Source organism: Comamonas resistens, from assembly GCF_030064165.1.
Taxonomy (GTDB): Bacteria; Pseudomonadota; Gammaproteobacteria; order Burkholderiales; family Burkholderiaceae_C; genus Comamonas; species Comamonas resistens.
This window is the reverse complement of record NZ_CP125947.1, coordinates 3,512,972-3,539,163: the sequence shown is the minus strand read 5'-3', so window position 1 is coordinate 3,539,163 and position 26,192 is coordinate 3,512,972. Positions and strand designations below refer to the sequence as shown.

The 26,192-nt window shown below is 62.8% G+C and carries 24 protein-coding genes; 10 read left to right on the top strand and 14 right to left on the bottom strand.

Annotated elements, in window-relative coordinates; translation table 11 throughout:
* Positions 1-29 precede the first annotated feature (29 nt).
* The 3 genes from QMY55_RS16475 to QMY55_RS16465 all read left to right on the top strand — a co-directional run bounded on the left by QMY55_RS16475 (position 30) and on the right by QMY55_RS16465 (position 5,355).
* On the top strand, positions 30-1,859 hold the full coding sequence (locus tag QMY55_RS16475; protein WP_283485241.1) for a sensor histidine kinase: 1,830 nt from the start codon (positions 30-32) through the stop codon (positions 1,857-1,859).
* Entirely contained in the window at positions 1,856-3,250 is a 1,395-nt protein-coding gene (locus tag QMY55_RS16470) for a sigma-54-dependent transcriptional regulator (RefSeq protein ID WP_283485240.1), read from the top strand. The genes QMY55_RS16475 and QMY55_RS16470 overlap by 4 nt, the downstream gene beginning before the upstream one ends.
* A gap of 338 nt (positions 3,251-3,588) precedes the next feature.
* Positions 3,589-5,355 (top strand): methyl-accepting chemotaxis protein, encoded by a 1,767-nt coding sequence (locus QMY55_RS16465; RefSeq protein ID WP_283485239.1) that lies wholly within the window; start codon positions 3,589-3,591, stop codon positions 5,353-5,355.
* 6 nt (positions 5,356-5,361) lie between these two features.
* Here QMY55_RS16465 and QMY55_RS16460 read toward each other — a convergent pair whose 3' ends face one another.
* Positions 5,362-6,309, bottom strand: a complete 948-nt coding sequence (locus tag QMY55_RS16460; protein WP_283485238.1) for a LysR substrate-binding domain-containing protein — start codon at positions 6,307-6,309, stop codon at positions 5,362-5,364.
* Between the two features lie 144 nt (positions 6,310-6,453).
* Here QMY55_RS16460 and QMY55_RS16455 point away from each other — a divergent pair, with 144 nt between their 5' ends.
* The gene (locus QMY55_RS16455) at positions 6,454-7,209 is read left to right on the top strand and encodes a sulfite exporter TauE/SafE family protein (protein ID WP_283485237.1); all 756 of its coding nucleotides are present in this window, start codon (positions 6,454-6,456) and stop codon (positions 7,207-7,209) included.
* Here the strand turns inward: QMY55_RS16455 and QMY55_RS16450 are convergent.
* The gene (locus QMY55_RS16450) at positions 7,206-8,168 is read right to left on the bottom strand and encodes a LysR family transcriptional regulator (protein ID WP_283485236.1); all 963 of its coding nucleotides are present in this window, start codon (positions 8,166-8,168) and stop codon (positions 7,206-7,208) included. The genes QMY55_RS16455 and QMY55_RS16450 overlap by 4 nt on opposite strands.
* A gap of 92 nt (positions 8,169-8,260) precedes the next feature.
* Between QMY55_RS16450 and QMY55_RS16445 the strand changes: the two genes are divergently transcribed.
* On the top strand, positions 8,261-8,764 hold the full coding sequence (locus QMY55_RS16445; RefSeq protein ID WP_283485235.1) for an SRPBCC domain-containing protein: 504 nt from the start codon (positions 8,261-8,263) through the stop codon (positions 8,762-8,764).
* A 172-nt stretch (positions 8,765-8,936) separates the two neighbouring features.
* On the opposite strand, the gene tolA is transcribed toward QMY55_RS16445, so the two are convergent.
* From tolA to QMY55_RS16395, 10 genes are all read right to left on the bottom strand, one after another.
* Positions 8,937-10,100: a cell envelope integrity protein TolA gene (gene tolA / locus QMY55_RS16440; RefSeq protein ID WP_283485234.1), complete on the bottom strand. Its 1,164-nt coding sequence runs from the start codon at positions 10,098-10,100 to the stop codon at positions 8,937-8,939.
* 69 nt (positions 10,101-10,169) lie between these two features.
* Positions 10,170-10,601, bottom strand: coding sequence for a biopolymer transporter ExbD (locus tag QMY55_RS16435; protein WP_283485233.1), 432 nt, complete (start codon positions 10,599-10,601; stop codon positions 10,170-10,172).
* A 144-nt stretch (positions 10,602-10,745) separates the two neighbouring features.
* A complete protein-coding gene (gene tolQ, locus QMY55_RS16430; RefSeq protein ID WP_283485232.1) occupies positions 10,746-11,444 on the bottom strand; it encodes a protein TolQ in 699 nt (232 codons plus the stop codon).
* Positions 11,441-11,929, bottom strand: coding sequence for a tol-pal system-associated acyl-CoA thioesterase (ybgC, locus tag QMY55_RS16425; RefSeq protein ID WP_283488992.1), 489 nt, complete (start codon positions 11,927-11,929; stop codon positions 11,441-11,443). Before ybgC ends, tolQ begins: the two co-directional genes overlap by 4 nt.
* Before the next feature lie 88 nt (positions 11,930-12,017).
* Positions 12,018-13,223 carry a pyridoxal phosphate-dependent aminotransferase gene (locus QMY55_RS16420; protein ID WP_283485231.1) on the bottom strand — a complete coding sequence of 402 codons (1,206 nt, stop codon included), beginning with the start codon at positions 13,221-13,223 and terminating at the stop codon, positions 12,018-12,020.
* A 14-nt stretch (positions 13,224-13,237) separates the two neighbouring features.
* Positions 13,238-14,014 carry a DUF1963 domain-containing protein gene (locus QMY55_RS16415; protein ID WP_283485230.1) on the bottom strand — a complete coding sequence of 259 codons (777 nt, stop codon included), beginning with the start codon at positions 14,012-14,014 and terminating at the stop codon, positions 13,238-13,240.
* A 127-nt stretch (positions 14,015-14,141) separates the two neighbouring features.
* Positions 14,142-14,678 carry a transcription antitermination factor NusB gene (nusB, locus tag QMY55_RS16410; RefSeq protein WP_283485229.1) on the bottom strand — a complete coding sequence of 179 codons (537 nt, stop codon included), beginning with the start codon at positions 14,676-14,678 and terminating at the stop codon, positions 14,142-14,144.
* Entirely contained in the window at positions 14,671-15,153 is a 483-nt protein-coding gene (ribH, locus tag QMY55_RS16405; RefSeq protein ID WP_283485228.1) for a 6,7-dimethyl-8-ribityllumazine synthase, read from the bottom strand. The genes nusB and ribH overlap by 8 nt, the downstream gene beginning before the upstream one ends.
* Before the next feature lie 18 nt (positions 15,154-15,171).
* The gene (gene ribBA / locus QMY55_RS16400) at positions 15,172-16,293 is read right to left on the bottom strand and encodes a bifunctional 3,4-dihydroxy-2-butanone-4-phosphate synthase/GTP cyclohydrolase II (RefSeq protein WP_283485227.1); all 1,122 of its coding nucleotides are present in this window, start codon (positions 16,291-16,293) and stop codon (positions 15,172-15,174) included.
* Positions 16,294-16,636: 343 nt separating this feature from the next.
* Positions 16,637-16,936 carry a 2Fe-2S iron-sulfur cluster-binding protein gene (locus QMY55_RS16395; protein ID WP_283485226.1) on the bottom strand — a complete coding sequence of 100 codons (300 nt, stop codon included), beginning with the start codon at positions 16,934-16,936 and terminating at the stop codon, positions 16,637-16,639.
* A 729-nt stretch (positions 16,937-17,665) separates the two neighbouring features.
* Between QMY55_RS16395 and QMY55_RS16390 the strand changes: the two genes are divergently transcribed.
* The 3 genes from QMY55_RS16390 (at position 17,666) to QMY55_RS16380 (ending at position 22,156) form a co-directional block, all read left to right on the top strand.
* Positions 17,666-18,577, top strand: a complete 912-nt coding sequence (locus tag QMY55_RS16390; protein WP_283485225.1) for an SDR family NAD(P)-dependent oxidoreductase — start codon at positions 17,666-17,668, stop codon at positions 18,575-18,577.
* Positions 18,578-18,837: 260 nt separating this feature from the next.
* Complete coding sequence (gshA, locus tag QMY55_RS16385) at positions 18,838-20,364, top strand: glutamate--cysteine ligase (protein WP_283485224.1); 1,527 nt, start codon at positions 18,838-18,840, stop codon at positions 20,362-20,364.
* A gap of 142 nt (positions 20,365-20,506) precedes the next feature.
* Complete coding sequence (locus tag QMY55_RS16380; RefSeq protein ID WP_283485223.1) at positions 20,507-22,156, top strand: methyl-accepting chemotaxis protein; 1,650 nt, start codon at positions 20,507-20,509, stop codon at positions 22,154-22,156.
* 21 nt (positions 22,157-22,177) lie between these two features.
* Here QMY55_RS16380 and QMY55_RS16375 read toward each other — a convergent pair whose 3' ends face one another.
* Both QMY55_RS16375 and QMY55_RS16370 read right to left on the bottom strand, forming a co-directional pair.
* Positions 22,178-22,396, bottom strand: coding sequence for an oxidoreductase-like domain-containing protein (locus tag QMY55_RS16375; protein ID WP_283485222.1), 219 nt, complete (start codon positions 22,394-22,396; stop codon positions 22,178-22,180).
* Positions 22,393-22,617, bottom strand: a complete 225-nt coding sequence (locus QMY55_RS16370; RefSeq protein WP_283485221.1) for a hypothetical protein — start codon at positions 22,615-22,617, stop codon at positions 22,393-22,395. The genes QMY55_RS16375 and QMY55_RS16370 overlap by 4 nt, the downstream gene beginning before the upstream one ends.
* An 84-nt stretch (positions 22,618-22,701) precedes the next feature.
* Here QMY55_RS16370 and ylqF point away from each other — a divergent pair, with 84 nt between their 5' ends.
* Positions 22,702-23,754, top strand: a complete 1,053-nt coding sequence (ylqF, locus tag QMY55_RS16365) for a ribosome biogenesis GTPase YlqF (RefSeq protein ID WP_283485220.1) — start codon at positions 22,702-22,704, stop codon at positions 23,752-23,754.
* A 93-nt stretch (positions 23,755-23,847) separates the two neighbouring features.
* The gene (locus QMY55_RS16360; RefSeq protein ID WP_283485219.1) at positions 23,848-26,121 is read left to right on the top strand and encodes a putative bifunctional diguanylate cyclase/phosphodiesterase; all 2,274 of its coding nucleotides are present in this window, start codon (positions 23,848-23,850) and stop codon (positions 26,119-26,121) included.
* The last annotated feature ends 71 nt before the right edge of the window (positions 26,122-26,192 follow it).

The window sequence follows — 26,192 nt, the reverse complement described above, 5'->3', positions numbered from 1 at the left end:
AATCGTCAACGCTGTTTACAGTGCAGGCCATGCTCATCCATATTGCTTTGTTGCTGACCTTGATCGAAACGCTGGCGCTCAGTGCCGTGCTGATGAACTGGGCCCGGCAGGTGCAAGGCGCGCGTCTGCTGGTGATCTTTCTGCTGGGTGTCGCGGCCTGGATTGTGGGCAATGAGCTGCCCAACTGGGCTGGTATCGAGACCGCGCCCGTGGCCATGCTGCTGCTGTCATCGCTACCGTTGACGTCCGCCGCTTTTTTGCATTTCTGTGTGATTTTTTGCGAGGTTGCCATCAGGCCGGGATGGATGCGCCTGGCCTATGCAATGGCGGGGTTGGCCACTGTCCAGTCCCTGGTTGGGTGGCCTGGGGAGTTCAAGCATTTCCCGCCTTTTACGGGGGTGGAATGGGTGGTGGTGCCCAATATCCATGGCTGGATCAGCAGCATTGCCTGGGTCGTGCTGGCTGCTGGCGGCATGCTGGCGCTGGCAGTCGGGTGGTGGCATGCGTCTTCGCAGCGGCGGCGGCAAATTGCGGCGGTTGCCGTGTCTTGCGGTTGGGGCTTGATGGCCATGTCGGGCTATCTTTTTGCGGCGCTGGATATTCCTGTGTACCCCTGGCAGGTGCTGGCTGCGCCTGCCTACCCGGTGATCCTGGTGTACGGCATCCTGCGCTACCGCGTGTTTGTGGCGAATGTCTGGGCGCGGCGTGCGCTGGCGTCGGCCTTGCTGATCTTGTTGTGCGTGATGGTGGTGCCGCTGACGGTGCTGCTGCCCATGGATTCCAGGTGGCTGAATGCCGTGGTGGTTGCCGCAACCTGTGTGGCATTGAGCGGGCCGGTTTGGCGCATTGCAGCCAAGCTGGTCTACCCGGGCGGTGTTCCATCGGCTGCCGATTTGCGCCAGTGGCGTGGTCAGCTCAGCCAGGGCGCATCGATGGAGACCTTGGCAGACAACGCAGCCCAAATGGCCTCGCAACGCATGGGCCTCAATGTATGCGTGCAATTGCAGCGCAGCATGCAGGTGTTGGCCACTGCCGGGGCGCAGACCCATGCGCCCACCATGTGCTGCACCAAATCAAGCAGCCATGCGGGCGCCGAATGGCAAACCATCTTGACGGGGTTCGATGAAGCATCACCCGGCCAGCGCCACTGGGTGGAGCTGTTTGGTGCCACGCTGGCGGATGCCGCCACCCAGGTGGAACTGGCGGAGCTGGCCCAGCAGCGTGAGCGTGAGTACCAGTTGCAGGCACGGCTGGCTGAGTTGGGTTCGCTGGCCGCCACGGTTGCGCACGATGTGCGCAACCCGCTCAACATCATCAGCATGGCGGTGGCCATGTCGCCTGCGGAGACGCGCCAGGAGGTCAATGCGCAGATTGGCCGTATCTCGCGGTTGACCGAAGATCTGCTGGACTACGCCAAACCCTGGCAGATTCAGCCCGTGCAAACCGATATTGCGGCGCGTATGCAGAGCCTGGCAAGACATGTGCCGGGCATCGAGCTTGGCGCGGTTCTGGCGCAGCCTGTGCAGGCACTGGTGGACCCGGTGCGCTTTGATCAGGCCGTGAGCAATCTTTTGTCCAATGCCAAGGCTGCGGCAGGCCAGCGGCGCATCTATGTGGATGTGGAGAGCAGCGCCCAGCAACTGCTGGTCCATGTTTGCGATGACGGCCCTGGCATTCCTGCCGACATGCGCGAGCAGATTTTTCAACCCTTTGCATCGCGCAGCCCTGGCGGAACAGGGCTTGGCCTGGCCATTGTTGCACGCATCATGGCGGCCCATGGAGGAACTGCCGAACTGAGCACGCGTGCACCCTGGCAAACCTGTTTTACGCTGCGTTTTCCGCAGACCTCACCTCTATGAATAAAGTGCAGACTTCCGCTGTAGGCCATATTTTGCTGGTCGATGACGAGCCCGCCTATCAGCGCCTGGGTAGTTCTTTTTTGCGCAATCTGGGCCACAGGGTCTCGGTGGCCGGCGATGTGGATGAAGCCTTGCAGGCCTTTGTGCAAGACCCACCGCAGGTGGTGTTGCTGGATCTGGCCATGCCGCCCAGCATGGACCCCGAGGCGGGGCTTTCGCTGATTCCGCATTTTTCTTCGGCGGTGGTGGTGGTGCTCAGCGGCCATGGAGATCGTGACCTAGCGCTACGTGCGGCGGAACAGGGCGTGTGGGACTTTCTCACCAAGCCGATTGATCCGGACATGCTGCGCTTTGTTGTCACCCGCGCCATGCACAAGGCGCGGCTGGATGAAGAGTTGCGCGAGTTGCGCGCCGCCAGCTTGGCGCACGGCAATGGCGAAATGGGCCTGGTCGGACAGACTGCCTGCATGCTGCAGTTGCGCGCCATGGTGCAGCGTGTGGCTGCCACCTCGGTCAATGTGATCGTGCTGGGCCCCACGGGTACGGGCAAGGAGCTGGTGGCGCGAGCTTTGCACCAGGGAAGCCGCCGAAGCGGCGGTCCGTTTGCCGTGATTCATTGCGGGGCGCTGTCTGCGGAGTTGCTGGAAAGTGAGCTGTTTGGCCACCTCAAAGGCAGTTTTACCGGTGCGTATCGCGACCAGCCCGGCTTGGTGGAAACCGCGCATGGCGGCACCTTGTTTCTCGACGAAGTGGGTGAGATGCCCGCGCCCATGCAGGTCAAGTTGCTACGCTTTTTGCAAGAAGGCAGCTTTATGCCCGTGGGCGGGCGAGAGCTGAAAAAAGCCGATGTGCGGCTGGTGGCAGCGACTCACCGCGATCTGGAAGCCATGGTGCGCGAGGGCAGCTTTCGCGAAGACCTTTATTACCGGTTGAAAGGTATGGTGTTGCGTACGCCGTCCTTGGCCGAGCGACAAGACGATGTGCCACTGCTGGCGGCGCGCTTTTTACGCGGCGTGGCCAGCCATGCGCGTCTGACGCCTGAAGCGCTGAGCTGGCTGGCCGCACATGAATGGCCAGGCAATGTGCGCCAACTGCGCGCTACGGTCGAGTCCGCGGGCGCGCTGATCATGCCGGACAGCGAGCTGGTCGATGTGGATCTGCTGAAGTTTGCCAGTGGCGAGAGCATGAGCCTGCCCGAGATCAGTGCAGCAATTGCACCAGTGTCGATGGAAGCTGGTGCATTGGATGCAGCCATTGCCGAGCTGGAAACCCGCATGATCCGTGACGCGATGGAGCAGGCGGGCAGCAATCAATCCGAAGCCGCGCGGCGTCTGGGTATTTCGCGTGTTGGCTTGATCAAAAAGCTTGCGCGGCTGGGGCTCAAGACCTGAGCTGACTGCTCTGCAGCAATGTTTTTTGTCGTTGCTGCCTTGAGGTGGTTGCTGGAGCAGTGCTGGTGAGGAGCCAGCCCGTTTGTCTGCGCATGGAGCCGCCGCCGCAGCACCGCAGCCTGAGGTAGCACAGCTGCTGACCTACGAGTGGGCACCGACTTTTGCAATACACCCGTTTTACCTGAGTGTGCGGGCGCTGTCGGTCGCCCGGGCTGGATGGTCGAATACCTGTTTTTCCAGCGATACCTGCAGGGCAGGGATGCGCACAATCGGACGGCCGCGTCGTCAGCATTGGCCTGTGTTGCGGTGAAGGTAGTTGTTCACAACGGGAGTTTTCGATGTTCCGATTTCTGAGTATCCGCAAGGGGTTGATCCTGGTGCTGGTCCTGATGCTGCTGGCCCTGGCGGTGGCCATAGGTGAAGGCCTGCACAGCACGGTCAAGGGCGCTGCAGGAACCCAGGCTCAGTACGATTTTTTTCAGGGCCGGTTGATGGCCATCAAGCAGATGCAGATCCATATCGTGGAGAACCGGCTGGAGTTTTCCACGGGCTACCGCGAATTGCTGCGTGGTGACAAGGCTGCGCTGGAGGAGGCTGTGGGCGATGCGGAAAAAGCGCTGGCCAGTGCCGACAAGCAGGCCCAGGCCTTTCTGGCCGAGACCGAGGGCAAGGCCTTGCCGGACGAGCAGGAGCGCGCCCGTGCCCTGGTCAAGGCCTTCCAGGTCTACAAGGACATGGCGCAGCGCAGTGCCCAGGCTTTGCGCAGCGGTAATGAGGAAGGTTACTACGGCACGGCCATGCGCGCCGAGCGGCGCAATGCCCTGCAAGGTCTGACAGCGGCCACCCGCACCTATCTGGAGGCGGCGGACCAGCGCTCGCACAGCCTGATTGCCGAGGCCCAGGCTTCGCAATCTCAGGCCTTGGCCGGAAGCACGGCGCTGATGGTGTTGGGCCTGGCGCTGGCCGTGGGCTGCTGGCTGTTCATTCGCAACCAGGTACTGCTCCCCATAGCCGAGGCCAACAGCGTGCTGGAAACCGTGGCGCAGGGCGATCTGACGGGCCGTATCCCCGAAGCTCATCACGAGATCGGCCGCCTGATGGCTTCGCTGCAGCGCATGCAGGCCAGCCTGAGCGGCATGGTGACCGAAGTGCGCCAGGGCGTGAACGAGATCGGCGTTGCGGCGCAGGAGATTGCCTTGGGCAATGCCAATCTGAGCAGCCGTACCGAGCAGCAGGCTTCGGCCCTGCAGGAGACTGCGGCAAGCATGGAGCAGCTGTCTTCCACCGTCAGCCAGAATGCCGACAACGCGCGTCAGGCCAATCAACTGGCCGCCAGCAGCCTGGAGGTGGCCGTGCGCGGCGGTCAGGCCGGCACGGAGGCTGTTGCCACCATCGGCGCGTTGGCCGACAGCTCCAGGCGCATGGCGGAAATTGTCACCGTCATCGACAGCATTGCCTTCCAGACCAATATCCTGGCGCTCAATGCCGCCGTGGAAGCGGCGCGTGCCGGCGAGCAGGGCAAGGGCTTTGCCGTGGTGGCCTCCGAAGTGCGGGCGCTGGCCCAGCGCTCGGCCACGGCGGCCAAGGAGATCAAGGGTCTGATCGAGGACTCCGTGACCAAGGTGGACGAAGGCTCGGCCCAGGTGGCGCATGCGGGCGAGCTGATGCAGCAGATCGTGGCATCGGTGCAGCGTGTGACGGACATCATGGGCGAGATCTCGGCCGCTTCCCAGGAGCAGGCTTCGGGCATTTCCCAGGTCAACCAGGCCGTGACCCAGATGGACCAGAACACGCAGCAGAACGCGGCCCTGGTGGAGGAGGCAGCGGCCGCTGCCGGCTCACAGGAAGCGCAGACCCGCCGTTTGCAGCAAGCCGTCTCGCGCTTTCGGCTGCCCGGCGATGCGGGCCAGAGGGGGCTGATCCAGCATGAACCTGGAGTCGCCAAACCTCACCCCAAGCCTGCGGTTGCGCCGAGCAGAGCTGTGCCCGCCAGGAAGGTGGAGCCCAAGCGCCCCGCACTGGCGACCGCTGCTCCTGCCGCTACCGGCAAGCCTGCTGCGCGCACTGCCGCATCTGATGATGGGGGCGATTGGGAGACCTTTTAACGCTGGCTACGGCTGCAGAGCGGCCTCCCGGCGCAGATGGGCCAGCAACTGGCTGGCCGGGCCGGGCAAGGTGCTGCCTCTGGCCGTGCACAGCCACAGCTGGCGCCTGGCCCAGGCGTCGCCCAGAGGTACGGCCACGACCCCGGTGGCTGCGGCGTGGCGCCGGACCGCGGCGGCAGGCAGGATGCAGACGCCTACCTTCTGCCCAACCAACTGGCACAGACCCTCGGGGTGAGGCAGCTGCACGCGCATGCGCAGTGTGCTGCCTGTGAGAGGGGGCTTTTTTTCGGCATCGGCCTTTTCCAGCCTCAGGGCCTGCTTTATCAGCAACTGCTGCAGGGCCGAGTCACGCGGCAGGCCTACCCAGTTTTCATGCACGAGATCGGCCAGCGTCAGGCTGGAATGCCCGGCCAGCGGATGGTCGGCTGCGAGTACGGCCACCAGTTGATCGGAGCGCCACATGCTGCACTCCAGGCCGGCCAGTGGTGGAGGCTGGTCTGCATCCCAGGCAGCCACGCCCAGATCGCACAGGCCTTGGCGCAGGCCATCCAGAACCTCGACACTGGGGCATTCCTGCAGCTCCAGCGCGATTTGCGGGTGCTGCAGCAAAAAGCCGCCAACAGCCAGCGGCAGGTGCTCGCGCAAGGCCGAGGTATTGCCGCGCAGCCGGATCTGACCGGCCAGGCCTGCACCGAACTCCCCCATGGCCCCGCGCAGCTGCTGCATCTGGGCCAGCACCTGGCGCGCATGCTGGCCCAGCGCATGACCAGCCGCCGTTGGCGATACCCCGCGCGCCTTGCGCTCCAGCAGGGCGCAGCTCAGTTGCTCTTCCATGCCGCGTACGCGCTCGCTGGCCGAGGCCAGCGTGATGTGCGAGAGCGCCGCGGCAGCCGTCATGGTGCCGCTGTCCAGGATATGCACGAATAGCTGCAGATCGGTGAGGTCAAAGCGCATGGCAAGTGATTCAGGTTTTAACGAAGTCTTGGTTTGAAAAATCCAGCTGGTGTAACACTATTTATCGGCGGATTATCTGGGCTGTCAAGAGCTTGTGAAGCAATTTCTCATGAGTCGATAGTTCGGTAAATCTGAAGGATGAGTATGTTGAGTGAAGCATGGCTGGTCGCAGCCGCTGTCGCGGTGTTTGGCCTGGCGGGATGGGTCAAGGGCATGCTGGGCCTGGGGCTGCCCACGGTCTCCATGGCCTTGCTGGCGCTGTTCATGCCGCCCGCGCAGGCGGCGGCGCTGTTGCTGCTGCCCTCGCTGGTGACCAATGTGGTGCAGATGCGGCCCGTCAACACCTTGCCTTTGCTACTCAAGCGTCTGGGAGGCATGCAGCTGGGAATCATGGCGGGTACGCTGGGCGGCATGGCCATCTGGGGCGGTGTGGGCGGCCTGCCTGGCGCGCGTATGGCCTTGGGGCTGGCGCTGGTGGTCTACGGGTTTTGGGGATTGTGCGGGCCGCAATGGCTGATGCCGCAACGGCATCAGGCCTGGTCGGGGCTGGTGGTGGGCTTTGTCACCGGAGGCATCACCGCATTGACCGGTGTGTTTGTCGTGCCTGCCGTGGCCTTTTTGCAATCTCTGGGGCTGGCGCGTCAGGCACTGATGCAGGCCATGGGCCTGTGCTTCACCGTGTCCACCGTGGCATTGGGGCTGGGCATGTGGTGGTTTGAAAAGGAGGGCGCTGTCTCCGGCGGTCTGGGCCTCGGCCTGGTGGTTTCGGGCTTGATGTTGATTCCTGCCTTGGCTGGCATGCACTGGGGCGAGGTGCTGCGTGAAAAACTCTCGCCTGTGCGTTTCAAGAAGGTGTTGATGGGAAGCCTGATGGTGTTGGGCGTGTATATGCTTTTCTAGCAGGCAGGCCCAGGTGGCTGCGGTGCTGTTGCGGTCTGCGACAGATGGCGCTGCAAGCCATTGGCCAGATGGTCAAACAGCAGCCGTATTCGCAAGGTATCGCGCTGGTCTTCATGCATGGCCAGCCACATCTCGTAGTTCCATTGCACCTCTTCAGGCAGCACATGCAGGTATTGCGGGTCTTCCGCGACCAGCGAGTGTTGACAGGCCCCGATACCGAATCCGGCCCGCATGGCCATCCACTGCGCCACGTCGCTGTCGCAGCGCAGGGCAAAGCTTTCACGGCTCAGGCCAAGCTTTGCCAGAGCCGGGTGCTGCAAAGGCGTTTCATCCCGGTCCACCCCGATCAGCGGATGCGCAAAAAGCGCTTGCAGATTGCCGGGCAGGCCATGTCTGCGGGCATAGCTCTGATGGGCAAACAGCCCTGCTTTGACCGAGCCCACATGGCGTGCAACCAATGCTGCCTGCGTGGGGCGCTGCATGCGTACTGCGATATCGGCCTGGCGCAGCAGCAGGTCGTCGTTGCGGTTGGACAGGGCCAGCTCGACCACGATGGCCGGGTGTTGCTCCCGAAATGCGGCCAGCATGGGGGGCAGAACCATGGTGCCAACCATTTCGCTGGCAGTGATACGCACGATGCCCTGTGCCTGAGCACTCGCTGCGGATGCGCTGCGCAACAGGCTTTCGGCAGCAGACGCCATGCTTTGCACCTGTGCGAGCAATGAGGTCGCCAGCGGCGTGGGATTGAGGCCATGGCGCGAGCGCGTGAACAGTGCTGCATTCAGGCACTGCTCCAGTGCGTTGACATGTCGGCTGATGCTGGGCTGCGTCAACTTCAGGGCCCGCGCTGCACCCGAAAGGCTGCCGTGCTCCACAACCGCCAGAAAGCTGCGCCAAAGTTCCCAGCTGGGCGGCGCAGGCGGGCTGCTCTGCCCGGACTCTGAGGAGGCTTGGTTCATTGATTTTCGTATATCAACTGCAAGTATTTAGGCAATTTTAGTTTGGGCAAGGTTTGCCTAGCATTTCTCGCTCATGACTTGAAAGGTTTGCCATGCCTGGAATTTTGCTGATTTCAACTTCCATTCTTTTGACTGCGCTGGCGCTCTGGCGGGCCCCGAAGGCAGAGCTGCACACCAGCATCGAGATCGAGGCCACGCCGGAAAGAGTCTGGGAGCTGTTGGGAAATCCCGAAAGCTACAGCCACTGGAATCCGTTCATTGTTTCCATGCAGGGCGAGTTGGTGCAGGGGGGTAGGCTGATCAACCAGCTGCAGACTTCGCAAGGCAGGCGCATGCAGTTCAGGCCGCTGGTTCTGAAGGTGCAGGCCGCCCGTGAATTGCGCTGGCGCGGGCGGTTGCTGTTTCCCCGCATTTTTGACGGTGAGCATTTCTTTGAGCTGCAACCGGTTCAGCGGCCAGATATTTCTCGTCCGCGCACGCGGCTGGTGCATGGGGAGCGGTTTAGAGGCTTGTTGCTCTGGTGGATGGACGTTGAAGAGTTTCGCCCCGACTTTGAGCGCCTGAACCTCGCGCTCAAGTCCGCTGCCGAGCAATAGGGCCGCACTGTCGGCTGCTACGGTTTTCACAGGCTTCGGCCCGCGATGCCATTACAGACTTGTTCCTGAGGCCGCAGAATCAAAAAGGGCTTGAAGGTTTTTAGCCTTCAAGCCCTTTTGGGTTAAGCGCAGGAAGCTATGAATTTCATAGTTGCCTGTGTTGGGCAGAGCCTCAGTCCTGAGGTCGGAAGCCGATGACCAGATCGGATGGCACCTTGCCGTCGATATCACGCGGCAGCTTGTCGGTCTTGTGCAGCGCCCGGACCACGGCCTCATCCCAGGCGGGATTGCCGCTGGACTTGGAGATCGTAGCGCCGGTGATGGTGCCGTCCGGGGCCGTGCGCACACGGACTTCGGCGCGCGGATTGCCGCTGACCGCATCGGGGTAGACGATGTTGGGCTTGACGCGTGCAGCCACCTTGGCCGCATAGCCTGCCGAGGGGCCGCCGCTGGCGCTGCTGCCCGCACCACCGCTACGACTGCCGCCGCTGCCGCTGTGGTCGCTTCCGCCGCTGCCGCCAGCGCTGCCGGCCAGCCCCTGCAGGCGCGCCAGCTCGGCCTTGCGGCGCTCATCGGCAGCCTTGGCTTCCTTGGCCGCCTTTTCCTTGGCGTCCTTTGCGGCTTTTTCTTTGGCAGCCTTGTCCTTTTCGGCCTTTTCTTTCTCGGCCTTGTCCCTGGCGGCTTTTTCGGCTTTTTCTTTCTCAGCCTTCTCGGCTTTTTCCTTCTCGGCCTTGTCCCTGGCCGCTTTTTCAGCCTTTTCCTTTTTCTCGTGCTCTAGCTTTTCCTTGCGCTCTTTCTCGGCTTTTTCCGCTTTCTCGGCCTTCAGGCGGTCCAGCTTTTCCTGGTGCGCTTTTTCAGCCTTTTCCTTCTCGGCCTTTTCGGCTTTTTCCTTGCGCTCCTTCTCGCGCTGTTCGCGGGCTTCCTGCTCGGCCTTTTCCTTCTTCTGCTGCTCCAGCTTCTTCTTTTTGGCCAGCGCTATCTCGGCCTCGTGATCGTCGTCATGAAGCTGAGGTTTGGGGGCTGGTGCGGGCACTGGTGCAGCAACGGGCTCGGGAGCCGGGGTCGGTGGTGGGGGCGGCGGCGGAGGCTCGGGTACGGGCTCCGGTGAGGGCGCGGGAGTCGGTGCAGGCTGAGTCACGGCAGGGGCCGAGGCTGGGGCAGAACTGCTCCAGACCTCGGCCTCGACCATGGCTTCGTCGGCTTCTTTGGGGGGGCGCACCGTCCACATCAGGGCCGCAATCAGCAGGCCGTGCGCGGCCAGGGCGAGCGACCAGGAGCGCACCCGGCCCTTGGGGCGGGGCGGTGCAAACTGATCGCGGTCTTGCTGGTTAGGCATGGTGAATTGGTGGTCTGCCGGACTGCGGCCTCAAGGGGGCTGCGGGGGCGCAGAGTTTCATGAATGAGATCAGTTGCTGGAAGAGGAGACCACGCCAAAGGCGATGCGTTTGACGCCGGCCTTGGAAAGCGTGGTGTGTGCCTTCATGACATCGTCGAAGGGCAGGCCCTTGTCGGCCACGATCTGGATGGCACTGTCTTCGCCCTGGCCTTCCTGCCAGGACTGGGCCAGGCCCTTGAGATCATCAAGCTTGACGGTCTGTGTGCTGCTGCCGTTCTTGAACTGGATGCTGCCATCCTTGTCCAGCAGCACATAGGCGATGTTCTTGGTCGGCGGGCGCGAGGATTTGCCTGCGCTCGGTACGTTGATGGAGCCCGGCGTGAGCATGGGAGCCGTCACCATAAAGATGATGAGCAGCACCAGCATCACGTCGATGAAGGGCACCATATTGATTTCGTTGACGGTGCGGCGGTTGCGGCCGCGTGAGCTCATGGCTGGCATGAATCCTCACTCCTTGCAAAAAGGTTGCACAGCACAGGACAGAGACACCGGGCAAGGGCAGCCCCCGCAGCAGGGGCTGCCCCAGCGAAGGTGTCGCCCCCCTTCAAGGGGGAAGGCGCGAAGCGACTCAGGGGCTGTCCCATTTCAATGGCCGGAGGCACTGGTGGTGGCGCCCACATTGCGCTGCAGGATGTTGGAGAACTCCTCGATGAAGGTTTCTTCCTGACTGGCGATGCGGTCGATGTTGTGGGCGTAGCGGTTGTAGGCCGTCACGGCCGGAATGGCCGCAAACAGGCCCATGGCGGTGGCGACCAGGGCTTCGGCAATGCCGGGGGCGACGGTGGCCAGCGTGATCTGCTCCATATTGGCAAAGCCCGTGAAGGCGTGCATCACGCCCCAGACGGTGCCGAACAGGCCGACATAGGGCGAGACCGAAGCCACGGTGCCCAGAAAGGACAGGCCAGACTCGATCTCGTCAAGCTCGCGCTGAAAGCTGGCGCGCATGGCACGGCGTGTGCCGTCCATCAGTGTGGCGACGTCGCCGATGCGGCGCTCGCGCAGCTTCTGATATTCACGCATGCCGCTGGCAAAGATGCGCTCCATGGGGCCGCCGGTCTTGGCGTTCTGCGCGGCCGAGGCATAGAGGTCGTTGAGGCTGGTGCCCGACCAGAAGTCCTGCTCGAAGTTGTCGTTGAGCGTGCGCACGCGCTTCAGGGTCTGGGCCTTGCGGAAAATGGTGGCCCAGCTGGCAATCGATGCGATCACCAGAATCAGCATGACCAGTTGCACCACCCAGCTGGCCTGCAGGATCAGGCTGAGGATGGACATGTCTTGGGAGTTCATGAAAGTTGCTCCAGGATACGGTTTGGAATTCTCGTGGGGCGCATGGTCTGACCATCCACCCACCCAATTCGGATAAGACCCGTGCTCAGCAGCACAGGTTGTTGGGATTGATTGTCAGTGTTCACCAGCAATGCCTGCTGCTCGATTGTGAGCGAAGCACGGCCCGAGCTTTGCAGCTTTGCGGTAACAATGAGTTGGTCGTCCAGTCGCGCCGGACGCAGATATTCGATCTGCGCTGAAGTTACGACAAAGATGCCGCCCGTTTGTTCCCGCAGACTGTGCTGGGCGATGCCCAAAGACCTCAGCCACTCGGTGCGTGCGCGTTCGAAGAACTTGAGGTAGTTGGCGTAGAAGACGACGCCGCCGGCGTCGGTGTCTTCCCAGTAAACGCGGATAGGGTATGTGAAGCCCCCCTGGGCGACTGCGTCGCTTCCCCTCGCCGGGCCCCCCTCAAGGGGGACAATGCCTTCGCTGGGGCAGCCCATGCTGCGGGGCGGCCCTTGCTCGGCATTTCTGTCCGTTGCACCGGTGTCATGCGACAGGGCGTTCAGTTTGCTTTGCGTCATCAAAGGTTCAACCGAGCAGTTTTTTCAGGCGGGCCACGGCTTCCTGCAATTGCTCCATGGAGTTGGCCGTGGAAAAGCGGACATAGCTGGCCGTCTCGGCCTGGCCAAAGTCGCGGCCGGGAGTGATGGCCAGGTGGGCGCGGTCCACAAGAGCGTGGGCAAAGTCCCAGCTGCAAGTGTTCCCCTGAGCAACGCCGAGCTTCTCGGCCGCGGCGCGGCAGTCGGCCCAGGCGTAGAAAGCGCCATCGGGCTTGACAGGCACAGGCAGGCCGACAGACTCCAGCGCGGGAATGAAGTAGTCGCGGCGGGCCTTGAACTCGGCGCGGCGGCGTTCGTATTCGGCAATGCTTTCGGGCTCGAAGCAAGCCAGGGCCGCATATTGCGACACGGTGCTGGCGCAGATGAACAGGTGCTGGGCCAGCATCTCTATCGGTGCGACCAGAGACTCCGGCACCACCATCCAACCCAGGCGCCAGCCCGTCATATTGAAGTATTTGCTGAAGCTGTTGATGGAGATGATGTCGTCACCAAGCTTCAGGGCCGATTGGCCAAAGGCTTCGTCATAGGACAGGCCCAGATAGATTTCATCGACGATGGTCAGCCCGCCCTTGGCGCGCACGACTTCGTGGATGCGGCGCAGCTCGTCGGGCGCAATCGAGGTGCCCGTGGGGTTGGAGGGCGAGGCCAGCATCACGCCGCGCGTGCGCTCGCCCCAGGCGGCTTCGACCTTGGCGGCGCTGAGCTGGAAGCGCTCCGCCGCCGATGAAGGAATCAGCACGGGCTTGCCCTCGGCGGCCGAGACAAAGTGGCGGTTGCAGGGGTAGCTGGGGTCGGGCATCAGCACCTCGTCGCCCTCGTCGATCAGCGCCAGGCAGGCCAGCTGCAGCGCGGCCGAGGCGCCGGCCGTGATGATGATGCGCCGGGCCGGCACATCCACGCCAAAGCGGCTGGCGTACCAGGCACTGATGCGCTCGCGCAGCTCGGGCAGGCCCGGTGCCTGGGTGTACTGGGTGCGACCGTCGCGGATGGCGCGCTCGGCAGCCTGCTGCACCAGGGGCGGGGCGCTGAAGTCGGGTTCGCCAATGTTCAGATAGATCATGGGCGAGTCGCTGGCGCTGGACTGGCGGGCCACTTGCTGTGCGTGCTTGGCCATTTCCATGACATAGAACGGCTCGATGCGCTGGGCGCGGCGGGATAGCTCAATGACAGACATGAAGCAATGTTCTCTCAATAAAACTGACAGTGCGCCGACCATTGGCCGGTAGCGGGGTTGCGCCCCAGGTAGACGATGCCGCCATCGACCCAGTTCAGGCCTGCTTTGGCTTCGCTGTCGATCTGCAGCAGGTATTCGGGCTCGTGGGGCGAGGGCTGCCAGTTGCTGTCCTCATCTTCAACGGCAGGCAGAAAAGCGATCTCGTGCTGCAGGCTTCTGGCGTAGCCGCCCAGCTTGGTGCGGCCCGAGCACAGGCCGTGGGCGTCGTCGGGAAACTCAGGCATACCTTCGGGCAGGCGCATGCAGCCGTCGTCGTAGCAAGGATGATCCTGTTGCGGAGCCAGCCAGCGTGCTTCAAAGCCCTTGCCTATCCAGGCGTCGTCACGAAAGAGGGGCTGCTCGCGCGGTATCAGGCCCGCAGTGTCATGGCGCAGCCGGATGGCCCAGGTCTCGGGGGCACAGCCGCTTTCTATGAATTTTTCGCCGACAAAGAACTGCAGCAGCGCAAGGCCTTGGAGTGCCTCGGGCTTCCAGGGGGCTTGCTCCAGATTGAGCTGGGCGATGAACTGCATGGGCTGGCCTGCGGCGTCGACAGGCCAGGCCTCGTCGGCGGCCATGAGCGGGGAGAGCCCGAAATGCGAGGCCGCCGGATCGCCGCTGGGCCTGAAGCCGCCAACCTCCAGTACGCAGCAGGCGCTGGTGTTCAGAGCCAGCCAGGGCGCCAGCTCCTGGGCGATTTCAGGAGTCAGCTTGGGGCTGGGGGCCAAAGATGCCAGACGAGAGGAGTCCATGGATGGTCCTTGCGCATGCCTAGGCGGCGAAAAAGGCGGCGGGGAAAGTAGTGAAGAAGCGGCGAAAACGTGGAAAGGGCGGGGCTGGGCCCGCCGCAGAGGCGGGCTGCAGCAGCCCGCTTCCATATCAAGCCTGATTCTTGCTCGCGCGATCGTGAGCCACTTCGGTGGCGCGCAGCTCGGGGGCCAGGCCGTTGAGCACGGCGTTCACATATTTGTGGCCGTCGGTGCCGCCAAATTCCTTGGCCAGCTCAATGCACTCGTTGAGCACCACGCGCCAGGGCACATCGGGGCAGTTCTGGAACTCGTACACACCAATCCACATGCAGGCATGCTCGATGGGCGAGATCTCGGCCAGGCCGCGGTCCAGCTTGGGCGTGATCAGTGCATCCAACGCCGCTTCATTCTCGGCGCAGCCGCGCAGCAGTGCGTCGTAATGCACGACATCGGCCTTGTGAAAGCCGGCCAGATCGCGGGTGAATCGGTCGATGTCGAGCACCGCGTTGCGGCCCACGATGTGCTGGTACAGGCCTTGCAGCGCAAATTCACGCGCACGGCTGCGGTTGGACTTGGAGCCCGCCTTGCGTGCGCCGGTGCTGGTCAGGCCCGTGCGCTTCTGGGGAGGGCGGCGCGAGCCGGAGTCGCTGGATTGTTCTTCACTCATGATCTTCGTAGTCGTCGTAGGTGTTGAGCAGATTGGCCATTTCCACGGCGACCTGGGCAGCATCGCGCCCTTTTTCGACCTGGCGGGCAATGGCTTGCTCGGTGTTTTCGGTGGTGATGATCGCGTTGGCGATCGGCAGGTGGTAGTCCAGGGCAAGACGTGTCACGCCTGCACCGGATTCATTGGCCACCAGCTCGAAGTGGTATGTCTCCCCACGGATGATGCAGCCCAACGCCACGAGGGCGTCGTACTGATCGGTTTCGGCCATGGCCTGCAGTGCCACGGGCACTTCCAGTGCGCCGGGCACTGTGACATGGTCGATGTTCTCGGTCTTCACACCCAGCTTCAGCAGCTCGTCGCGGCAGGAAGCAAACAGGGTGTTGGTAATGCTTTCGTTGAAGCGCGCCTGCACGATGCCGATTTTCAGTTCAGCGCCGTTCATGTTCTGGCCTTGGCCTTTTTCTGCGTTTTGCATGCTTGGTATTCCGTCTCTTTATTTCTTGGGGATGTAGCCGGTGATCTCCAGGCCGTAGCCCGCCATGCTGGGCATGCGGCGGGGCTGGCCCATGAGCTGCATTTTGCTCACGCCGAGTTCACGCAGAATCTGTGCGCCCACGCCGTAGGTGCGCAGATCCATGCGGCCGCGTTCGGGCGCCTGGGCCGAGCGTGCCTTGCCCTCGAACTGGGTCAGCAACTGCTCGCCCGATTCGCCGCAGTTGAGCAGCACGGCCACGCCCTGGCCGTTGTCGGCAATGTATTGCAGGCTTTCGTCCAGGCACCAGGAATGCTGGTTGCGGCCGACTTCCAGCGCATCCAGCACCGACAGGGGCTCGTGCACACGCACGGGCACGGTGGTGTTGCTCTGCCATTCGCCCTTGACCAGCGCCAGGTGCACGGAGCCGCTGGGAATGTCGCGGAAGGCATGGGCGGTGAATTCGCCATGGGCCGTCTGCATGGGGCGGCTGCCCACTTTCTGCAGCAGCGACTCGTTGCGGCTGCGGTATTCGATGAGGTCGGCAATCGTGCCGATCTTGATGCCGTGCTCGGCGCAGAACAGCTGCAGATCGGGCAGGCGGGCCATGGTGCCGTCGTCCTTCATGATCTCGCAGATCACCGAAGAGGGCGAGCAACCGGCAAGAGCCGCCAGATCGCAACCGGCTTCGGTATGGCCGGCGCGCATCAGCACGCCGCCGTCCACCGCCTGCAGCGGAAAGACATGGCCGGGTTGCACCAGATCGGTGGGCTGGCTGTCCTTGTTCACGGCTACCTGCACGGTGCGCGCACGGTCGGCGGCCGAGATGCCGGTGGTCACGCCCTCGGCAGCCTCGATGGAAACGGTGAAGGCCGTGCTGTAGACGGTGCCGTTGCGTGCCGCCATGGGCGGCAGCTTGAGGAATTCGCAGCGTTCGCGGGTCAGCGTCAGGCAGATCAGGCCGCGCCCGAACCTGGCCATGAAGTTGATGGCATCGGCCGTGACATGGTCCGATGCCAGTACCAGATCGCCTTCGTTTTCGCGATCTTCTTCGTCAACGAGAACGACCATGCGGCCGGCACGCATTTCCGCCACGATTTCTTCGATGGGCGAGATGGGCACGGGTTGGAGGGAGCTGTTCATGGAATGCCTTTTGGGACGTGATGATGCGATGCATTGCAGTCAGCAACTGGCGCTTACACGCACCAGTCAGGCATTGACTACGCCGCCAGAGGGCGCAGGCAGGACTTCCAAAGAACGTGTGGGGCGGACGCCAGAGCAGGGCCGCTTTGTAGCAGGGCGAAGCCTTGCACAAAGCACTCATTCTATTGCAGAGCGAGGTTTCAGCGTGGCAGTTGCCCCTGAAACCGTGATGCAGAGCAAGAACCAGGCGCTCTCCAGATCAGGGGCAGCCAGCAAGAGCCTGGGCGGCCCCACCGCCTCACGGCGAGGCTGCCGTCCCCGGTGAGGGAAGCCGCAACGCGGCTCAGGGGGCGTTCTTCAAAACCAAATCGCTGTCGGGGTAGGCGCAGCAGGGCAGCACATAGCCCTCGGCCTTTTCTTCGGCGGTCAGGCCCGGCCAGTCGATCTCGTAGTGCACCGAGCCCGAGACCAGTTGCCCCAGACAGGTACGGCAGGTGCCGTTGCGGCAGGAACTGGGCCAGTCCACACCGCCGCCCTCCAGCGAATCGAGCAGAGGCTGGTCGGCCCAGGCATCGACCTGATGGCCGCTGGGCTCGCATTTGGCTATGAAAAAAGGTGGGGCAAATGGGGAATCGTTGGACATGAATACGGTGCGGCTAAGAGCATGCAAAACCTCTGTTTGTATCGCCTTTGCCAAGGCCGTGGAGGACAAGCGGTTTGCCTGGTTTTTAAGCAGATCATCAAGATGCCTTGCAAAACAACGGCTTACAGAAATTGCATGCACTTTGGATGGCCTTGTCCACATGCTTGTTCAGCGGAAATGGGGGTAATTCCAGTTCAGGGCCTGGAGCCCGCTGTGGATGGTCAGCCGTCGCCAAAGCGCTGCTTATTTGCCTATTAAATGAGCATCTGTCTTGATTCTTTTGTAAATCAATGGCTTGCGTGGCTTATTCATGCGGCTTGTGCAGTTGTTCACAAGCTTGTTCAGCAAGATGCAGGATAAGTTTCGATGTCTCCCATGAAGCTGCTTAAAAATAAGGCGTTTATAAAAATTTCAATGAAATCAATGGTTTTTTGCGGTGCTTTAGAAGCTATTCAAGCTTGTCCACAGGCTTGTTGAGAAAAAATGGGGAAAAGCCTCAGCCTGTGCATGAAATGTGACTGCTATGACTAAATGAGCTTGCAGCGCCTGAATACCTTCAACTTCGATAAAAAAGATATTTGAAATGAAATATGGACAGGCGTAAGAAGCTCCTGAATTCATAGTGACTGCTCCTGAATTACCCGCATCAGTCGCCAAGGCTACGCTGCACTGCAGCATGCAGCCCTTACAGTGACTGCCATCAATGCACAGAGCAAGGAGCTAGACATCATGGCAATGGATTTTCAAGGTCGTGTGGCCATCGTGACCGGTGCGGGCGGTGGCCTGGGTCGTCTGCATGCGCTGGCCCTGGCCCAGCGCGGCGCCAAGGTGGTGGTCAACGATCTGGGCGGTGCGGTTGACGGCTCGGGCGGCTCGGCCACGGCGGCGCAGAAGGTGGTCGATGAAATCCGCGCTGCTGGTGGCGAGGCCATTGCCAATGCAGCATCGGTCACGGACTTCGAAGCGGTGCAGGCCATGGTGCAGCAGGCCGTCGACACCTGGGGCCGCGTGGACATCCTGGTCAACAACGCCGGCATTCTGCGTGACAAGAGCTTTGCCAAGATGGACATGGCGGATTTCCGTCTCGTCGTCGATGTGCACCTGATGGGCGCTGCCAACTGCTGCAAGGCCGTGTGGCCGCATATGCAGGCGCAGAACTATGGCCGCATCGTGATGACGACCTCGTCCACGGGCCTCTATGGCAACTTCGGCCAGGCCAACTATGGCGCGGCCAAGCTGGCCCAGGTGGGGCTGATGCAGACCCTGGCCATCGAAGGCGCCAAGAACGATATCCGTGTCAATGCCCTGGCGCCCACGGCGGCCACGCGCATGACGGCCGGCCTGTTGCCCGAGCCCGTGCTTGAAGCCCTGAGGCCCGAGGCCGTGGTGCCCGCCATGCTGGTGCTGGCCCATGAGCGCGCGCCCACGCGTACCATCCTCTGCGCTGGCGCAGGCGGTTTCGAGGCAGCGCACATCACCATGACCGAGGGTGTCTACCTGGGCATGGGCGATGGCGTGCCCGAAGAGCTGGCTGCGCGACTGGCCGAAGTCACGGCCCGCGAAGGCGAGCAGGTGCCTGGCAGCGGCTCGGTGCAGGGACAGGTGGAAGTGGGCAAGGCCATGAAGGCGCATGGGCACTAGAGCGTCTAGCACGTCTTGCATAAGCCCTCCCTGGAGGGCTTTTTTACGCCTGGAAGTGGGCGTATGCTCACGCTGGATTGACTGGTGATCCTGACATTTTGCTGGCGCATCCCACGCACTCTTGAAGGCTGACAGGCCGAAACCGGTGGTTTAGCGGCCAGCGTTCATCGCGTTGCCTTGTGTTTCTCTATGATTCGCCGTCTGGGCGCGATTGGGCAGACGAAGTTTGTCGTCAGCGTCTTCACCAAAAGGTAAAAAGAATGAAGACATCGCAGGCCGCCGTGAACATGCCTTCCGCCGAAAGGCTGCTGGGCATTCGTCGCGGCATCGAGAAAGAAGGGCTGCGGGCGCTGGCAACGGGCTCGCTGGCCCTGACGCCGCATCCGGCCGAATTGGGCTCGGCCCTCACTCATCCCCATATCACCACCGACTACAGCGAGTCGCAGCTGGAGCTGATCACCGGCGCGCGCCTGGGCGTGGAGGAATGCCTGGACGAGCTGATGGAGGTGCATCAGTTCGTGCTGCGCAATCTCAGCGAAAGCGGCGAGCTGATGTGGAACTCCAGCATGCCCTGCAGGCTGCCCATCGACGAGACGATTCCGCTGGGCCGCTACGGCAGCTCGCACTCGGGTCGCTCCAAGAGCGTCTACCGCATGGGCCTGGGCCACCGCTATGGCCGGCGCATGCAGACCATTTCGGGCATCCACTACAACTGGTCGCTACCGGGCGTCAGCAGCGATGAGTACTTTGCGCTGATCCGCAATTTCCGCCGCGATGCCTTTGTGTTGCTGTATCTGTATGGCGCGTCGCCCGCGCTGTGCCCCTGTTTTGTCGAAGGGCGCGAGCACCGCCTGCAGCCGCTGGGCGACGGCAAGGACGCGCTGTATCTGCCGCATGCGACCTCGCTGCGCATGGGGCGCCTCGGCTATCAGAGCGATGCGCAGTCCAGCATCAACGTCAGCTACAACGGTCTGGACGGCTATGCCGACTCGCTGCACGAAGCGCTGACACGCCCCTATCCGGCCTACGAGCAACTGGGTGTGCGCAACCCCGGGGGCGACTACAACCAGCTGGGCACGGGCCTGCTGCAGATCGAAAACGAGTTCTACGGCACCATCCGCCCCAAGCGCACCGTCAAGAGCGGCGAGCGTCCGCTGCACGCGCTGCGCGAGCGTGGCGTGGAGTATGTGGAAGTGCGTCTCATGGATATCGATCCCTTCGAGACCGTGGGCATTGCCCCGGCCACCATGCGCATGCTCGATGTCTTTCTGCTCCACTGCCTGCACACAGACAGCCCGCCCGACACGCCCCAGGAAATCGCCGACCTCAAGCACAACCAGCATCTGACGGCCGAGCAGGGCCGCGAGCCCGGCCTCAAGCTCGTGCGCAACGGTCAGCAGGTGCTGCTGACGGATTGGGCGCTCGATGTGCTGCAGCAATGCAAGCCCTATGCCCAGGCGCTTGATGCCGCCCACGGTTGCGGCGACTACAGCGCGGCTCTGCAGCAGGCGTTGGACCGCGTCAACGGCGCGCAGATCACGCCTTCGGCCCATGTGCTGGAGCAGCTGACCGGTGCCTATGACAACCGCTTCATCGACTTCATGACGGCGCAGTCGGCCAGGGCGCGTGATACCTTGCTGGCCATGCCCTGGACGGCCGAGCAGCAGCAGCGCTTCGAGCAGATGAGCGAAAAGTCCTTTGCGGACCAGACGGCCATCGAGGCCGCCGATACGCTGACTTTTGAAGAATGGCGGCTGCGCTATATGGACCCGGCCAGCCTGCTTTGATCTAGCAATTTGATAGCTGAAAGCGCTTGTGACCTCTGGGTTGCAGGCGCTTTTTTCATATTTGTCATAGCGCTGACATCTGTGTTTCATATCGTAACGATCGACGGGCGCAGTGCCCGGATGCCTGATCGACGGTGTGTTCATGTTGTTGAAAAAATTCCAGAACCTTTCGGTGGCCCGCAAGATGTGGGCTTTGTTCCTGGGGCTGTTGCTGTGCTGTGTACTGGTGGCGGGCGGTCTGTTCAGCTATCTGCAGAATGTGGAGCAGCGGGTGAGTGCGGCCGTGCAGGCCACGGACCAGCGCATCAATCTGGCGCTGCGCTGGCAGGCGCTGACGCTGCAAAGCGTGGAAGCGGCCCTGGCCAGCGTGCTTTCGTCCGAAGAGCATCTGATTGCCCAGCTCTCGCAAAAAGCCCGCGCTCTCATGCAGCAGGCCAGCGGCCTGCAGCAACAGGTGCAGCAGGGTGCGCAAAGCGATGCGGACCGCAGCGGCCTGGCACGGGTCGAGCAGGAGCGCAAGGCCGTGCTGAGCATCTACGAGCAGGCCTATCAGGCCCGCGATCTGGGCAAGGCCTGGGAGGCGCAAAAGCTTGTCGATGAGCAGTTGGTGCCGGCCGCGCAGCGCTATGTACAGGCGCAGGACGCCTTCATCACCGCTCAGCAGCAGCAGCGCCAGCAGACCGAGCAGCAGGCCCAGGCCCAGAGCGGCCTGGCCAAGCGCATGGCCATGGGCGTGGGGCTGCTTATGGGGCTGCTGGGTGCGCTGCTGTCCCTGGCCACGATTCGCTCCATCACCATGCCGTTGGCACAGGCCGTGCAGTTGGCCCAAACCATTGCGGCAGGCGATCTGAGCTTCACCTCCCAGGGAGATGGCGCGCAGCGGCTCGACGAGCCGGGGCAGCTGATGCAGGCGCTGGCGCAGATGACGCAGCAGCTGCGTGGCCTGGTGGGCGAGGTGCAGGGGGGCGTGGTGGCCGTGGCGGCGGCCTCCAGCCAGATGGCACAGGACAACAGCGACCTGTCAGACCGCACGGCCCATGCGGCCGAGCAGCTCAAGACCACGGTAGACAGCATAGAGAGCATGGTCACCCTGGTCATACAGTCGGCCGACAGCGCGCGCCATGCGGACCACAGCGCACGCAGCGTGGCCGAGGCTGCGGAAAGCGGCGGCAGCGTGGTGCAGCAGGTGGTCAGCAATATGCAGCAGCTGGCGCAAAGCAATCAGCAGGTGGCCGCGATCGTGGGCGTGATCGACGGCATTGCGTTCCAGACCAATATCCTGGCGCTCAATGCGGCCGTCGAGGCCGCACGTGCGGGCCCGCAGGGCAGAGGCTTTGCCGTGGTGGCGGCCGAGGTGCGTGAGCTGGCCCAGCGCAGCGCCGAAGCGGCCAAGCAGATCCGTCAGCTCATGGAGCATTCCACGCGGCAGATGCAGTCGGGCCAGACCCTGGCGCTGCAGGCTGGCCAGCGCATGGAGAACATCGTGCGCGATGTGCACAAGGTCAGCGGCCTGATCGCTTCGATCACGGAAGCCGCCCAGGCCCAGAACCAGGGCATTGCCCAGATCAGCGAGGCCGTGCAGGTGCTGGACCATATGACCAGCCAGAATGCGGGCCTGGTGGCCGAGTCCAGCGCCGCCGCGCGCGAACTATTTCATCAGGCTCAGCGGCTGGAGGCGGGCGCCGGGCGCTTTCGCATCGGTGATCGGCAACTGGCGGGGCACGATGAAAATGCTATGAAAACAGAAGTTCATGCGCTTTACCTGCCTGCGCTGGAGCAGGAAATGGCTTGATTCGGCCGAGGTGGCAGGCTTTCAGCATGCCTGCAAGGCTTGGGCGGCATCTTCCAGCCAGAAGCCCAGCGCGTCGTAATAGCCTTCCCAGACGCAGCCGTTACAGCCGCGACCGCAGCAACTGGTTGGCTCGGGCGGCGGCTTGCGCAGCGCAAGGCCGGCCGCAGCCGCGCGGACCTGCCACTGCGCAATCTGGCTGCGGGCCCGGGCCAGCGGCTGCAGCAAGGCGGAGTCCGTCACTTCTTGAAGCGGGCCAGCAGATATTGGGCGATGAAGGCCAGGCCCAGCACCAGCGCAAACCAGCCCACCAGATAGGACTGGGCAAACAATTGGCCGATGCCGCTTTCGGGCTTGAAAACCGGGGCGAGCAAAATAATGATGCCGATCAGCGCAATCGTCAGGCCCTTGATCAGAATTTCATTGCGGGATTTGGATTTTTGGGGGGTAGAAGGCAGGGGCATAGCAGGGTGCGCGGGTCAGAAAAGCAGAGGGCGATTATCCTTGCGCGCCTGAATTCACCTACCTGAAAAGAGAGATACGCTGATATGGCCATCCAATGGTTCCCCGGTCACATGCACCTGACACGCCAGGCCATCATGGAGCGCGTCAAGGAAATCGACGTGGTCATCGAGGTGCTGGATGCGCGCCTGCCAGGCTCCAGCGCCAACCCCTTGCTGCAGGAAATGACAGGCCACAAGCCGCGCCTGAAGATTCTCAACAAGCAGGATCTGGCCGACCCCGTGCAGACCCGGGCCTGGCTGGACTGGTACAACGCCCAGAGCGAAACGCGTGCCATCGCGCTCGATGCCTCCGAGCCCGCCCCCACCAAGCGCCTGATCGAGCAATGCAAGCTGCTGGCTCCCAGCCGTGGCGGCATGGCCAAGCCCATGCGCGTGCTGATCTGCGGCGTGCCCAATGTGGGCAAGTCCACGCTGATCAACTCCATGAGCGGCAAGACCCAGGCCAAGACGGGCAACGAAGCCGGCATCACCAAGATCGAGCAGCGCATCGTGCTGGCCGACGACTTCTATCTCTGGGATACGCCGGGCATGCTGTGGCCGCGCATCATTGTCGAGAAAAGCGGCTTCAACCTGGCCGCCAGCGGGGCTGTGGGCCGCAATGCCTATGACGAAGAGCTGGTGGCGCTGGAGCTGCTGCTGTATCTGCAAAAGCATTACGCCGCCATGCTGGACGCGCGCTACAAGCTGGGGCTGGATGCCGCAGAGATTGCCACGCTGCATGATGACGAATTGCTGACGCTGATCGGCAAGAAGCGCGGCGCCGTGATGAGCGGTGGCCGTGTCAATCTGCAAAAAGCGGCAGAGCTGGTGCTGACCGATTTCCGCGATGCCATCCTGGGGCGCATCACGCTGGAAACGCCTGCCGAGTTCGAGGCCTGGCTGGCCGAAGGCCAGCAAAAAGATGCCGAGCGCCAGGCCAGGAAGGATGCCCAGGCGGCGGCGCGCAAGAAAAACCGTGCTCCTCGCCCGCCGCGCGAAGACGGGGGCCGTGCCGCCACTTCGACGGGAAAGAAGGGCGCATCCGCCAAGGCCGAAGCAGGCAAGGCCGGCGCCAAGCCACGCGCGCCAAAACACTGATTGGCGAAGTTTCCCTGCGTGCCGGGGCTGGAGTCGAGTCCCTGTCTGCGGCTAGCATAGGGCCTGGCATCACCACAGGGTCGCGAGCTTCGCATGCAGGGTCATTTCATCGAGGTCAGAAACCGTCTGTCCATGCGGCATGTGCTGCGCTTCGCCTGTCTCTGGATGAGCGGGCTGGGACTGGTGCTGACGGTGTCTGCGCTGATGTTGACGCAGGTGTCATGGTGGATGACTGCGCTGGTGTTTCTGCTGCTGCCCACGGCGCTGATCACGCAGCGGATGATCAAGGCCAGACGTTGGCAAATGGCTGCGCTGTTCTTTGTCTGGGCCAACTGGGCCTTGGGGGTGGCCACCACGCTGTGCTCGGGCGGACTGGTCAGCAAGGCCACGATGGGGTTTCCGGTCTGGGTGCTGGTCACGGCCTGGCTGTTGGGCGCTTTTCAGGCCGTGGCCATGTTGCTGCTGTCGGCGCTGACTCTGCTGGGGCTATGGGCACTGGATGCTTTCAATGCGACACCGGGCCGCACGTTTGAGCTGACCGCGCTGCTTTATATGCTGGGCATGCTGGGCCTGGCTTTGATGACGACCTTGATTGCCCGTGCCAGCCTGAGCCGGCGCGAGCAGAAAAGCCTGGACATGCTGGCTTCGCTGGAAGCCAGTCAGCATGAGCTGCGCAAGTTCCAGCGCGCGGTGGAACAGCACCCCGAGAGCATTGTCATCACCGACCCGGAACTGAAGATCGTCTACGTCAACGAGGCTTTTCTGGCGCGTACCGGTTATACGCGCAGTGAGGTGCTGCATCAGCCCACCGAAAAAATATCCACCGTGGGAATGAGCGAGGCTGCAAGGCAGCGGGTGCTGGAGCAGCTCAAGGCCGGCAAGGTCTGGAGCGGCGAGATGACGAACAGCACCCGCAATGGAGAGCCGCTGCGCGAATCCGTGCTTGTGGCGCCGATTCGCACGTCACGGGGCGAGGTCGTCAACTATGTCGAGCTCAAGCGGGATCTGTCGGAAAAAGTGCTGGCAGCCCGGCGCATCCATGATCTCGTGTACCTGGACTCCTTGACCGGCCTGCCCAACCGCCATTCATTGGCGCTGCATCTGCGGGCCCTGGCTCACGGCAAGCGGCGTGTCTGCCATGGTCTGCTGCTGCTGGATGTGGACAGCTTTTCGCTCTTTGGCGATGCGCATGGCATGCAGTACAGCGACGAGCTGGTACATGCCATCGGTGCGCGGCTGGTGGAGGTCTTGCCCGATGATGTCTGGGTAGGGCGCATCGCATCGGCGGAGTTCGCTCTGTTTTTCGAGAACCTGGACGTCACCGCTGCAGGTGCGAAAGAGCAGCTGAACCAATATGCCCGCACGCTGAAAAAAGCGGTGCAACGCCCGTTCCAGCTGCTGGGCAGGGACGGAGTGGAGTCCGTCAGCTGCTCCATGGGCGGAGCCGTGATGGAGCCCGGGGCCGATGCAGTGGGCAACAGCGATGTGCTGCGCTTTGCCAGCGTCGCATTGCACGAGGCCAAGCAGATCGGTCCGGGCAGCGTGCTGCTGTTCGAGCCGCGCATGGCCAAGGAGTTGATCAAGCGCATGCGCATTGCCAGGGACCTGCGCAACGGCATCTCGCAGGGCGAGTTGAGGCTGTTCCTGCAGACCCAGGCCTCGGCCGATGGAAAGTGTGTGGGCGCCGAGGCGCTGGTGCGCTGGCAGCATCCGCAATGGGGGCTGGTCAGCCCCGTGGAGTTCATCCCCGTGGCCGAGGAATCCGAGCTGATCGTGAGCCTGGGCGAATGGGTGATGCGTCAGTCCTGCATGCTGCTGGCGCAGCCTGCCTTTGTGGAGCGAGGCCTGAGGCTGTCGGTCAATATCAGCGCCATCCAGTTCGGGCATGAGGAGTTCATGCCCATGCTCAAGGCAGTGCTGCATGAGACCGGGGCCAATCCGCACCAGCTCACGCTGGAGATCACCGAGGGGGTGGTGCTTCGCGATATGCATGAGGTGCGCAACTTGCTGCAGGAGCTGTGCAATATGGGCATAGAGATCGCGCTGGACGACTTTGGCACGGGCTATTCGTCCATGTACAGCCTCAAGCATCTGCCTATCCATGAGATCAAGATCGACCAGGGCTTTGTGCGTGGCAGTCACCGCTCCGACAGGGATGCAGCCATGGTCGAGGCCATGCTGCTGATTGCCCGCCGCCTGCGCTTGCGGGTGGTGGCCGAAGGCGTGGAGCTGCAGGAGCAGGCGGAGCAACTGATGCAGTGGAACCCGGACATCGTGCTGCAAGGCCTGCTGCTGGGTAAACCCATGCCGCAGCAGCAATGGATGGCCGAGGTGCTTGGTGAACCTGACCGCTCAGGGACGGCATGAGAAATGGCTCCCCGTGCTCCCTCGCTGCCGTGTGGTCGTAGGACCTAGGCGGCCCCGGCGTTTTCATCTTG

Bases quoted from the DNA above. Each gene is read 5' to 3' on its own strand.
- QMY55_RS16460 (WP_283485238.1), bottom strand. From the start codon at position 6,309: ATGCGCTTTGACCTCACCGATCTGCAGCTATTCGTGCATATCCTGGAC.
- QMY55_RS16390 (WP_283485225.1), top strand. From the start codon at position 17,666: ATGGCAATGGATTTTCAAGGTCGTGTGGCCATCGTGACCGGTGCGGGC.
- QMY55_RS16450 (WP_283485236.1), bottom strand. From the start codon at position 8,168: ATGAACCAAGCCTCCTCAGAGTCCGGGCAGAGCAGCCCGCCTGCGCCG.
- QMY55_RS16455 (WP_283485237.1), top strand. From the start codon at position 6,454: ATGTTGAGTGAAGCATGGCTGGTCGCAGCCGCTGTCGCGGTGTTTGGC.
- ribBA (WP_283485227.1), bottom strand. From the start codon at position 16,293: ATGAACAGCTCCCTCCAACCCGTGCCCATCTCGCCCATCGAAGAAATC.
- tolQ (WP_283485232.1), bottom strand. From the start codon at position 11,444: ATGAACTCCCAAGACATGTCCATCCTCAGCCTGATCCTGCAGGCCAGC.
- QMY55_RS16360 (WP_283485219.1), top strand. From the start codon at position 23,848: ATGCAGGGTCATTTCATCGAGGTCAGAAACCGTCTGTCCATGCGGCAT.
- QMY55_RS16435 (WP_283485233.1), bottom strand. From the start codon at position 10,601: ATGCCAGCCATGAGCTCACGCGGCCGCAACCGCCGCACCGTCAACGAA.
- ybgC (WP_283488992.1), bottom strand. From the start codon at position 11,929: ATGGGCTGCCCCAGCGAAGGCATTGTCCCCCTTGAGGGGGGCCCGGCG.
- gshA (WP_283485224.1), top strand. From the start codon at position 18,838: ATGAAGACATCGCAGGCCGCCGTGAACATGCCTTCCGCCGAAAGGCTG.
- QMY55_RS16415 (WP_283485230.1), bottom strand. From the start codon at position 14,014: ATGGACTCCTCTCGTCTGGCATCTTTGGCCCCCAGCCCCAAGCTGACT.
- tolA (WP_283485234.1), bottom strand. From the start codon at position 10,100: ATGCCTAACCAGCAAGACCGCGATCAGTTTGCACCGCCCCGCCCCAAG.
- QMY55_RS16465 (WP_283485239.1), top strand. From the start codon at position 3,589: ATGTTCCGATTTCTGAGTATCCGCAAGGGGTTGATCCTGGTGCTGGTC.
- QMY55_RS16445 (WP_283485235.1), top strand. From the start codon at position 8,261: ATGCCTGGAATTTTGCTGATTTCAACTTCCATTCTTTTGACTGCGCTG.
- QMY55_RS16475 (WP_283485241.1), top strand. From the start codon at position 30: ATGCTCATCCATATTGCTTTGTTGCTGACCTTGATCGAAACGCTGGCG.
- ribH (WP_283485228.1), bottom strand. From the start codon at position 15,153: ATGCAAAACGCAGAAAAAGGCCAAGGCCAGAACATGAACGGCGCTGAA.
- QMY55_RS16420 (WP_283485231.1), bottom strand. From the start codon at position 13,223: ATGTCTGTCATTGAGCTATCCCGCCGCGCCCAGCGCATCGAGCCGTTC.
- QMY55_RS16470 (WP_283485240.1), top strand. From the start codon at position 1,856: ATGAATAAAGTGCAGACTTCCGCTGTAGGCCATATTTTGCTGGTCGAT.
- ylqF (WP_283485220.1), top strand. From the start codon at position 22,702: ATGGCCATCCAATGGTTCCCCGGTCACATGCACCTGACACGCCAGGCC.
- QMY55_RS16395 (WP_283485226.1), bottom strand. From the start codon at position 16,936: ATGTCCAACGATTCCCCATTTGCCCCACCTTTTTTCATAGCCAAATGC.
- QMY55_RS16370 (WP_283485221.1), bottom strand. From the start codon at position 22,617: ATGCCCCTGCCTTCTACCCCCCAAAAATCCAAATCCCGCAATGAAATT.
- nusB (WP_283485229.1), bottom strand. From the start codon at position 14,678: ATGAGTGAAGAACAATCCAGCGACTCCGGCTCGCGCCGCCCTCCCCAG.
- QMY55_RS16380 (WP_283485223.1), top strand. From the start codon at position 20,507: ATGTTGTTGAAAAAATTCCAGAACCTTTCGGTGGCCCGCAAGATGTGG.